The organism is Stenotrophomonas sp. RIT309, assembly GCF_000632045.1.
Taxonomy (GTDB): domain Bacteria; phylum Pseudomonadota; class Gammaproteobacteria; order Xanthomonadales; family Xanthomonadaceae; genus Stenotrophomonas; species Stenotrophomonas indicatrix.
In genome coordinates this window covers 397469-407148 of the sequence record NZ_JFYS01000001.1, presented here as the reverse complement: position 1 = coordinate 407148, position 9680 = coordinate 397469, and the positions used below count along the sequence as shown (strand labels likewise).

Below are 9680 nucleotides of genomic sequence, written 5' to 3'. Positions count from 1 at the left end.
GCGTCGAAGGCGGCTTCCAGCGCCGCATCATCGTTGGCCGGAGCGGCTGCGACGGCGTCGGTTTCGTAGATCACTTCCGCCGGCAGATCGTCCCAGGTCGGCTCGCGCCCGGTATCGGCCGCAGGCGTGGCAACGGCGTCGAAGGCGGCTTCCAGCGCCGCATCATCGTTGGCCGGAGCGGCTGCGACGGCGTCGGTTTCGTAGATCACTTCCGCCGGCAGATCGTCCCAGGTCGGCTCGCGCCCGGTATCGGCCGCAGGCGTGGCAACGGCGTCGAAGGCGGCTTCCAGCGCCGCATCATCGTTGGCCGGAGCGGCTGCGACGGCGTCGGTTTCGTAGATCACTTCCGCCGGCAGATCGTCCCAGGTCGGCTCGCGCCCGGTATCGGCCGCAGGCGTGGCAACGGCGTCGAAGGCGGCTTCCAGCGCCGCATCATCGTTGGCCGGAGCGGCTGCGACGGCGTCGGTTTCGTAGATCACTTCGGCCGGCAGATCGTCCCAGGTCGGCTCGCGCCCGGTGTCGGCCGCAGGCGTGGCAGCCGCGTCGAATGCGGCTTCGAGCGAAGCATCGTCGTTGGCAGGGGCCACTGCGACGGCGTCGGTTTCGTAGATCACTTCGGCCGGCAGATCATCCCAGGTCGGCTCGCGCTCGCCGTCGGCTGCTGCGCTCGTCGGGCGTGGCGCGGCATCAGCGGCGACCGGTGCGACGGCAATGTCGCCGAGCAGCTCGTCCAGATAGTCGTCCAGCATGCCGGTGGTGTTCATGCCGCCTGCTCCAGGGCACGTGCGTCCTCACCGAGGATCCAGTTCAACGCACGCCGATAGGCCGCCAGGCCGCGTCCCGGGTAGTCCTCGCCGATGCTCGGCAGGGTCAGGCCGGCCGCGTTGCTGATGCGGGTGTCGATCGGAATCGCGTCTTCCCAGACGCGGCTTGCGTGGCGGTCCTGCATGGCGCGCAGCGATTCATTGCCGGTGCGGGTGCGGCGGTCGAACAGCGTCGGCAGGATCGAGATCGGCAGCGGCCGGCGGCGCGAACGCTCGACCATCTCGCCGGTGCGGACCATGCCATCCAGGCCGTGCAGGGCCAACGGCTCGGCCTGGGTGGGAATGATCAGGCGATCGGCTGCGGCCAGCGCATTGATCATCAGCAGGCCCAGGGTCGGTGCGCAGTCCAGCAGGATGTAGTCGTGCTGGCCTTGGTGGCGGGCGAGCGCGTTCTGCAGGGCCAGGCCGAGGCCGGGCTGGTTGGCGCTGCGTCGTTCCAGCGTGGCCAGCGAGGCCTGCGCGCACACGTAATCGAGTCCGCCGATGTTGCTGGCATGGCTGAGCGCGGACAGGTCGGCCGGCGGTGCGCCGAACAGTTCCAGCACGCCGGCCGGTGCCGGCTCGATCGGCACGCCGAAGGCGCGGGTCAGCGAGGCATGCGGATCGAGATCGATCAGCAGCACGCGGTGGCCGAGCGCGGCCAGGCCGCGACCGAGGGCGAGGGTGGTGGTGGTCTTGCCGACTCCGCCCTTCTGGTTGGCGACTGCCCAGATGCGCATCGGATTACTCCTTCATTGCCGGGGGAACGGCGGCGCCGACACGGCTGCCAGCCGGCACCGGTGGCAACTGCACCGGTGCGATGGGGGAAGTGGGGGTGGTGGCCGGTGCTGCGGTGGCCTGTTCGCTGGCGCCGCGGGCAGTGCCGGTGGCGGCATTCAGGCGTTCGCCGAGCGGGTCCACCGAATGACTGGTGTCGGCCAGGATGATGACCATCACCCGCCGGTTGCGATTGCGGCCCTGTGCGCTGTCGTTGTCTTCGCGGGGGCGGAACTGGCCGTACCCGACCATCGCCAGCCGCGATGGCTGCAGCCCCTGGTCGGCAAACAGATGCACCACGCTGGCCGCGCGCCCGGCCGACAGTTCCCAGTTGGACGGGAAGGTGGCAGTGGCAATCGGCACGTTGTCGGTGTGTCCTTCCACGCGCACGCTGTTGGGCACGTCGCGCAGCACACCGGCCAGGCTGGCCAGGGTGTCGCGCGCATGCACGTCCAGCGCCGCCGAGCCGGTCGGGAACAGGATGTCGCTGTTGATCTCCACTTCGATCCACAGTTCGGTACGGCGCACGCTGATCATGCCGCGGTCGATCAGTGGCGCCAGCGCGGCGGTCAGGCGGTCGGCGATGCTGTTGAGCTGGCGCTCGGCACGCGCGATCTGTTCCTGGTTGTGCACCGACACCGGCATGCGCATCTGCGAGGCCATCGCCGGCAGCAGGGTGGGGTCGTGCGAGGGCGCGGGAGCGGACGGCCCGATCTTGGTGCCGGACTTGATCACCGACGGGCTGTCCCAGCCGCCGCCCTGCACCTGCTTGTTGCCCACCTGCACCGGATTGATGGTGCGCGGCGCGCCACCGAAAGCATCGGTGAGGGCGTCGGCCATGATCCGGTACTTGCCCTCGTTGACCGAGGAGATCGCGTACATGACCACGAAGAAGGCGAGCAGCAGCGTCATCAGGTCGGCATAGGGGATGGCCCATGCCTCGTGATTGGCGTGCTCTTCGTGGTGCTTGCGGCGGGCCATGTCAGTGCAGGAAGCCGGAGAGGTTGGTTTCGATGTTGCGCGGGTTCTCGCCCTGGGCAATCGAGATCAGGCCTTCGATGACCATTTCGCGGTCGCGGCTGGAATGGGCGATCACGCCCTTCAGCTTGGCGGCGATGGGCAGGAACAGCAGGTTGGCCGAGGCGATGCCGTAGATGGTGGCAGTGAACGCGGCGGCGATGCCGTGGCCGAGCTTGCTCGGGTCGGCGAGGTTCTTCATTACCGCGATCAGGCCGAGCACGGCGCCGATGATGCCCAGCGTGGGCGCATAGATGCCCATGCTTTCAAACACCTTGGCAGCGGCCTGGTCCTGGTGCTCCTGGCTGCCCAGTTCGATCTCCAGCATGTGCCGGATCGATTCGGGTTCAACGCCGTCCACCAGCAGCTGCAGGCCCTTGCGCAGGAACGGGTCCTGCTGCGCTTCCACCTGCGATTCCAGGCCGAGCAGGCCCTGGCGGCGGGCGATGTTGCTCCACTCCACGATCTGCTGGATCAGTTCACGACGGTCGCTGTGCGGCGGCCGCACGACCCAGCGCACGATCTTGAAGGCGTGCTTGAACACCGCTGGCGAGGTGTGCAGCAGGATGGCGGCGATGGTGCCGACGATGACGATCACGAACGCCGCAGGCGACCACAACGACGCCAGGCCGGCGCCCTTGAGGATGCTGCCACCGACCAGCGAGGCCAGGGCGAGGAAAAGTCCAATGAGGCTGAGTCTATCCATGGGTCCGGTATCGGCTTGTATGAATGGGACTTGAGACACCGGTAGGTCGTGTACAGACGGTAGTCACAGTTTTCGGGTCGCCGGGCATGGCCCGGCGCTACCCTGCGGGGCCGTTTCCGGTAGCGCCGGGCCATGCCCGGCGGGCTTCAGCGCAGCCCGTCCACGTCCAGGATCAGCGCCATGCGACCATCGCCGATCAAGGTTGCACCGGCATAACCACGCAGGCCGCGCAGGGCCTTGGGCAGTGGCTTGATGACCACTTCCTCACGCCCGCGCACCTGGTCCACCACCAGCCCGAAGCGTGCTTCACCGGCCTGCAGCACGACGATGGTCAGCAGGGGCGAGGTCGCCGGCGTCACATCCAGCCATTGCCGCAGGTCGACCAGCGCCAGCGTGTGCGAGCGGCGGTCGAGCACGGCGCGGCCGTCGAACCAGCCCAACGAGGTGCGCGGCGCATGCAGCACTTCCATCACACGGGCCAGCGGCAGTGCGTAGACGTCTTCGCCGGCCTGCACCAGCAGGGTCGGCAGGATCGCCAGGGTCAGCGGTACGCGGATCATGAAACGGCTGCCGCGGCCCAGTTCCGACTGGATCTGGATCTGCCCGCTCAGCTCACGGATGCGCGACTGCACCACGTCCATGCCGACGCCGCGGCCGGAAATGTCGGTGACCTGCTGCTTGGTCGAGAACCCTGGCAGGAACACCAGGTGCAGGCATTCCTCGCTGCTCAGGCGGGCGGCGGCTTCCGGATCGATCAGGCCCTTCTCGCGCGCCTTGGCGCGCAGTTTTTCCGGATCGATGCCGGCGCCATCGTCCTGCACTTCGATGCTGACGTAGTCGCCTTCCTGCTGTGCCGACAGGCGCACGTGGCCCATCCGCGGCTTGCCCTGCGCTTCGCGCAGGTCAGGCATTTCCACGCCATGGTCGATGGCGTTGCGGACCAGGTGCACCAGCGGGTCGGCCAGCGCTTCGACCAGGTTGCGGTCGAGCTCGGTTTCGGCGCCGATCAGTTCCAGGTCCACTTCCTTCTTCAGCGAACGCGCAACGTCGCGCGCCACCTTCGGGAAGCGCGAGAACACCTTGCCGACCGGCTGCATGCGGGTGCGCATCACCGCCGACTGCAGGCGCGCGGTGGCGATATCCAGCGTGGACACGGCGCGGTCCAGCTCTTCATCGCGCAGGCGCGCGCGCAGCGTCTTCAACCGGTTTCGTGACAGCACCAGTTCGCCGATCAGGTTGACGATGGCATCCAGGCGCTTGGTGTCCACGCGCACGGTGTGCTCGGCTTCGGCGACAGGCTTGTTGGGTGCGGGCTTGGCAGCGGGCGGGGCCGGCGAGGGCGCCGGTCGCGGTGCCGGTACCGCAACAGCCGCTGCGGCGGTGTTGCTGCCCGGGGCGGCGCCGCCATGCAGCTGGTCGAGCAATGCCTCGAACTCGTCCTCGCTGATCATGTCGTCGGCCTTCTTCGCCGCCGCCACGGTTGTCGGCGCCTTGCCGCCATGCAGCTGGTCGAGCAGGGCCTCGAATTCGTCGTCGGTGATCAGGTCGCCGCCGCCCGCACCCGGCGTCGCGGCCGCAGGCGCGGCAGTGCCGCCGCCATGCACGTCGAACTGGGCGACCAGTTCGGGCGGGGCAAAGCCCGGCTCGGTGCCCGAAGACACCGCGTCAAGCATCGATTGCAGGTAGTCCAGTGACTGCTGGGCGGCATCGAAGTGATGCGCCTGCAGGACGGCCTGGCCGGCGCGTGCGGCGCCCAGCGCTTCCTCGGCGGCGTGGCACAGCTCGACCATTGCGGTGATGCCGAGGAAACCTGCGCCGCCCTTCAGCGTGTGGTAGCCACGGAACACCGCGTTGAGCTGTTCATTGTCCTGCGGTGCCTGTTCCAGCGACACCAGCTGTTCGCCGAGGCGATCCAGGATCTCCTGGGCCTCGATGATGAAATCGGCAGTGATGTCGTCGGCTACTGCGCCCATGGTTACAGCCCCAGATCCGACAACAGGTCGTCGGCGTCGTTCTGCGAGACCGCATGGCGGTCCAGTCCCTTCAGTGCCGGCCCAGCCAGTTCCGGATCGGTGCGATGCTGTTCCGGCGGCAGACCGAGCGCGCCGAAGCCTTCGTGCACGCGGCGGACGATGCCCACCACGCGACGGATGATCTGCCCGGTCAGGTCTTGGTAGCTCTGGGTCAGGGCGATCTCGGTGAGGTTGTGGCGGATGCGGTCGAGCTGCACGTCCTGGCCCGGCTGCAGGCCGTCGGCGCGCAGCTGTTCGGTCAGGCTGCGGCACTCTTCGGCCAGGTCCAGGGTGCGGTGGGTGGCCTGTTCGGTCATCGCCACCACGTGGTCCAGGCGCGCGCAGGCATCGTCCAGCTCGCCGGCTTCATCGGGCACGGTCGGCAGTTCGCCCAGCGCCTGGCCCAGCTCGCGGGCCAGCCGCGAAAGGCCGCTCATCATCGGCTGGGTGCGCAGCGCGACCAGGCCGTCGATGCGCTGGCGCCATGCCGCCTCGTCGCCGGATTCCAGTGCATCCAGGGCTTCCTGCAGGCGCAGGGCGAGGGCGCTCTTGTCGACCGTGGTATCCATCAAGCGCTGGCCGCCAGGCGTTCGAAGATCTTGCCGAGCTTCTCTTCCAGCGTCTGTGCGGTGAACGGCTTGATGATGTAACCGTTCACGCCGTTCTGCGCCGCTTCGATGATCTGCTCGCGCTTGGCTTCGGCAGTCACCATCAGCACCGGCAGGGTCTTCAGTTTGGCATCGGCGCGGATGGCCTTGAGCAGTTCGATGCCGGTCATCACCGGCATGTTCCAGTCGGTGACCACGAAGTCGAACGGCTGGCTCTGCAGCAGCGACAGCGCGGCATGCCCGTCCTCGGCTTCGGCGGTATTGGTGAAGCCCAGATCGCCCAGCAGGTTCTTGACGATACGACGCATGGTCGAGAAGTCGTCGACGATCAGGATGCGCATGTTCTTGTTCAAAGCAGAGTTCCTTTGTTGATCAGCTCTCGAGGCCGGCGTCGGCCGCCTCGAAAATCTTCAGTCGGCCACGCAGGCGCAGGACCGCCTGGCCGTGGATCTGGCAGACCCGCGACTCGCTCACGCCGAGCACTGCGCCGATCTCTTTCAGGTTCAGTTCCTGCTCGTAGTAGAGCGACAGCACCAGCTGTTCGCGCTCGGGCAGGTGGCCGATGGCATTGCCCAGCTCGCGGCCGAACTCGCCACGTTCCAGTACCTGCTGCGGGGTCGGGCCGCCCTGGGCGACGGTGTCCAGCTCGCCCTGGTCTTCAATGCGCGACTCCAGGCTCAGTACCTGGCCGCGCGAGGCGTCCTCCATCAGGCGCAGGTACTCGGGCAGCGGCATCTCCATCGCGGCGGCCACTTCGGTGGCACTGGCGGCGCGGCCGGTGCTCTGCTCCAGGCGGCGGATGGTGGCCGCAGCGTCACGTGCACGGCGGTGTACCGAACGCGGTACCCAGTCGCCACGACGGATCTCATCGATCATCGAACCGCGGATGCGGATCGAGGCGTAGGTCTCGAACGAGGCACCCTGGTCGGCGTCGTAGCTGCGCGAGGCTTCGATCAGGCCCATCATGCCGGCCTGGATCAGGTCGTCCACCTCAACGCTGGCCGGCAGGCGTGCGGCCAGATGGTGGGCGATGCGCCGCACCAGGTCCGAGTGCTGGGCGATGACCTCGTTGGCCGCCGTGCGCTGGACCTCTCTGTACTGGGCGGCGCCTTTCATGCGGCCACCCCACGCTGCTTGATGATGCGTTCGAGGAAGAACTCGACGCCGCCGCGCGGCTCGGTCGGTGCCTGCCAGCGGGCGGTGCGGCGGGCGATCTCGGTGATCGCCAGTGCCGACGGGCTGGACGGATAGGCCTTCACCACCGGCTGCTGGCGCTGCACCGACAGGCGCAGCCAGTCGTCCTGCGGCACGCAGCCGAGGTAGTTCAGCGAGACATCGGCGAGGAATTTCTCGCAGACGCGGGTCAGCTTCTCGTACAGCACGCGGCCTTCATTGGGGTCGCGCACCATGTTGGCCACCACCTGGATGCGGTCCACGCCACGTTCGCGCGACAGCACCTTGATCAGCGCATAGGCGTCGGTGATCGAGGCCGGTTCATCGCAGACCACCACCACGGTGTCCTGCGCGGCCTGGCAGAAGGTCAGCACGCCATCGGTGATACCGGCGGCGGTGTCCACCACCATGATGTCCAGCTCGCGCTCCAGTTCGGAGAACACGTTGACCAGGCCGACATGCTCGGCCGGGGCCAGCTCGGCCATGTGCCGGCGGCCGGACGCAGCCGGTACCACCAGCACGCCGTTCGGGCCTTCGATGATCACGTCATCCAGGCTGCAGCGGCCAGCGACCAGGTCGGCCAGGGTGTTGGTGGGGCTCAGGCCCAGGATCACGTCGATGTTGGCCAGGCCCAGGTCGGCGTCCAGCAACAGGGTGCGTTTGCCCATTCCCGCAAGCGCCACGGCCAGGTTGGCCGATACGTTGGTCTTGCCGACGCCGCCCTTGCCGCCGGTCACGGCAATCGTGCGCACAGGGCCGAGCGGCTCGCTGCGGGTCGCCGTCAGCGGGAAGGTGGTGGTCAGCTTGGCGTACTCACGCGACGGCATGGTTCAACTCCGGGTTGCAGGGCATATCGGCCGCGCGGCGCAAATCTTCAAGGCGAAGTACAAGATTGGCTGCACTGGCCCGGTGCAGGTCGTCCGGGACGTCCTGGCCATCGGTCACCCAGGTGATCGGCAGCTTGTGGTCCACCGCCACCGACAGGGCGTTGCCGAAGCGGCCGGTCTCGTCCAGCTTGCTCAGCACCAGGCCCTGCAGGTTGGCCGCGCCGAAGCGGCGGACCACCTCGTCCATGTCGCCGAAGCTGGTGTTGGCCGGCAGTACCAGCAGGGTGCGGACCTGGCGGGCGGCACGCAGCCACTGCAGCTGGGCGGCCAGCGCACGGTCGCGCGGGCCCAGGCCGGCGGTGTCGATCAGCACCAGCTTGTAGTCCTTCAGGCGTTCCAGCAGCTGGTCCAGGTCGGTGCCGCTGTTGGCCTCGTGCACGGCGATGCCGAGCTGGCGGCCGTAGCCGTACAGCTGTTCGCGGGCGCCGATGCGCATCGTATCGGTGGTGACCAGGGCGACGTCGCGGGCGGCATGGGCTTCGGCGAAGCGCGAGGCCAGCTTGGCGATGGTGGTGGTCTTGCCGGCGCCGGTCGGGCCGACCAGGGCGATCACACCGCCTTCCTCCATCGGATCGACCGGGGCGATCGGCAGCTTGCGCGAGATCAGCCCCAGCATCAGGCCGCGGCCGCGATGCGCTTCGGTTTCAAGCGGGATCTGCATGGCCACGTCGCGGGCGATGCCGGCATCGAAGCCGTACTCGTCCATCAGGTCCAGCGCGGTGGCACGCACCGGGCTGCCGCGCAGGCGCTCGTCGGTGAAGCGGTTCATCTCGCGCTCGATCACCTGGCGCATGCCGGCCACTTCCTGGCGCAGGTGGCGGATCTCGGCGTCATCGGCGACCAGGGTCAGCGCGGGTGCTGGCGCCAGCGTCGGCATCGGTGCCGGTGCAGCCTCGGTCGGCTGCACGGCAACCTGCGCGTGTGAGGCTTGGTCTTCGGGTGCCGTGGTGGCCTGGAGGGCAACCGGCAACGGCGGCGGCGTCACTGCCGGCAGCTGCGCGCTGTCTTCCAGCGGCGGGTCGATCTGGAAGCGGGCGCGGTTCACCGGCGCGGCTGCCGCAGGCGAGGGCGAGGGCGCCACGATGGCGTCGGCAAACGGGGCGAAGATCTGTTCCGGCAGCGTCGATTCATTGACGGCGGCGCGCGCCAGGGTGGCGGCGAAACCGGTGCTGCCACGCGTCGGCACGATCTCGTCGGCGCTGTCCAGGGTGCGCCCGGTAGCGCCGACGGCGGCGCGGGCGAGGGCGGCAACGGCCGAGGTGGTGGCGGCCACCGGCTCCGGTGCCGGGGTGCTGCTGCGACGGCGGGTGACCGCGGCGATCACTGCGTCGGCGGCGCTGCGCGGCTTCGGCGCGGGCGGCGGTGCCACGTCGCGGCGCGACGCTTCCAGGGCGCGCTGCACGGCGCTCTCATCGTAGTTGGCGGCGGCCACGATCTCGATGCCTTCCTCGATCCGGCGGTTGGACAGGATCACGGCATCAGGACCATGTTCCTTGCGCACCAGGTTCATGGCCGAGCGCATGTCGGCGGCGACGAATCGTTTGATTTTCATGCTGTGGTCACGGGACGAAGTCGGCGGAGTGGCGGTCGGAGAACGCGGATGGTCGGTGGTCTGCACGGTTCGGGTTCCCCTTGGAATCTGTCTGTTGCGGGTGTTTGAAAGTGGTGTCTGTTTTCTGGCGCGTTGCAGGGCGGCG

Annotated in this window: 8 protein-coding genes and 2 pseudogenes; all 10 read right to left on the bottom strand. The window is 68.4% G+C overall.

Annotation, left to right across the window (positions count from 1 at the left end; translation table 11 throughout):
* Positions 1-764: pseudogene (locus BW38_RS0120425) on the bottom strand (hypothetical protein); the annotation flags it as partial.
* Positions 761-1543, bottom strand: a complete 783-nt coding sequence (locus BW38_RS18585; protein ID WP_032974847.1) for a ParA family protein — start codon at positions 1541-1543, stop codon at positions 761-763. The gene BW38_RS18585 and the pseudogene BW38_RS0120425, both read right to left, overlap by 4 nt.
* Positions 1544-1664: 121 nt before the next feature.
* Positions 1665-2561, bottom strand: a pseudogene (gene motD / locus BW38_RS18590) (flagellar motor protein MotD); the annotation flags it as partial.
* A gap of 1 nt (position 2562) precedes the next feature.
* The gene (locus BW38_RS18595; protein WP_025878976.1) at positions 2563-3303 is read right to left on the bottom strand and encodes a flagellar motor protein; all 741 of its coding nucleotides are present in this window, start codon (positions 3301-3303) and stop codon (positions 2563-2565) included.
* Positions 3304-3449: 146 nt separating this feature from the next.
* Positions 3450-5276: a chemotaxis protein CheA gene (locus BW38_RS18600; protein WP_032974845.1), complete on the bottom strand. Its 1827-nt coding sequence runs from the start codon at positions 5274-5276 to the stop codon at positions 3450-3452.
* Positions 5277-5278: 2 nt separating this feature from the next.
* Complete coding sequence (locus BW38_RS18605) at positions 5279-5884, bottom strand: protein phosphatase CheZ (RefSeq protein WP_025878978.1); 606 nt, start codon at positions 5882-5884, stop codon at positions 5279-5281.
* Positions 5884-6276: a chemotaxis response regulator CheY gene (cheY, locus tag BW38_RS18610; protein ID WP_005413247.1), complete on the bottom strand. Its 393-nt coding sequence runs from the start codon at positions 6274-6276 to the stop codon at positions 5884-5886. The genes BW38_RS18605 and cheY overlap by 1 nt, the downstream gene beginning before the upstream one ends.
* A 19-nt stretch (positions 6277-6295) precedes the next feature.
* Positions 6296-7039 (bottom strand): RNA polymerase sigma factor FliA, encoded by a 744-nt coding sequence (locus tag BW38_RS18615; RefSeq protein WP_025878979.1) that lies wholly within the window; start codon positions 7037-7039, stop codon positions 6296-6298.
* The gene (locus BW38_RS18620; protein WP_025878980.1) at positions 7036-7923 is read right to left on the bottom strand and encodes a P-loop NTPase; all 888 of its coding nucleotides are present in this window, start codon (positions 7921-7923) and stop codon (positions 7036-7038) included. The genes BW38_RS18615 and BW38_RS18620 overlap by 4 nt, the downstream gene beginning before the upstream one ends.
* Positions 7910-9535 carry a flagellar biosynthesis protein FlhF gene (gene flhF, locus BW38_RS18625; RefSeq protein WP_032974844.1) on the bottom strand — a complete coding sequence of 542 codons (1626 nt, stop codon included), beginning with the start codon at positions 9533-9535 and terminating at the stop codon, positions 7910-7912. Before flhF ends, BW38_RS18620 begins: the two co-directional genes overlap by 14 nt.
* Positions 9536-9680: the final 145 nt, after the last annotated feature.

Excerpts from the sequence above, each read along its gene's own strand:
- BW38_RS18585 (WP_032974847.1), bottom strand. The coding sequence starts at position 1,543 with ATGCGCATCTGGGCAGTCGCCAACCAGAAGGGCGGAGTCGGCAAGACC.
- BW38_RS18595 (WP_025878976.1), bottom strand. The coding sequence starts at position 3,303 with ATGGATAGACTCAGCCTCATTGGACTTTTCCTCGCCCTGGCCTCGCTG.
- BW38_RS18600 (WP_032974845.1), bottom strand. The coding sequence starts at position 5,276 with ATGGGCGCAGTAGCCGACGACATCACTGCCGATTTCATCATCGAGGCC.
- BW38_RS18605 (WP_025878978.1), bottom strand. The coding sequence starts at position 5,884 with ATGGATACCACGGTCGACAAGAGCGCCCTCGCCCTGCGCCTGCAGGAA.
- BW38_RS18615 (WP_025878979.1), bottom strand. The coding sequence starts at position 7,039 with ATGAAAGGCGCCGCCCAGTACAGAGAGGTCCAGCGCACGGCGGCCAAC.
- BW38_RS18620 (WP_025878980.1), bottom strand. The coding sequence starts at position 7,923 with ATGCCGTCGCGTGAGTACGCCAAGCTGACCACCACCTTCCCGCTGACG.
- flhF (WP_032974844.1), bottom strand. The coding sequence starts at position 9,535 with ATGAAAATCAAACGATTCGTCGCCGCCGACATGCGCTCGGCCATGAAC.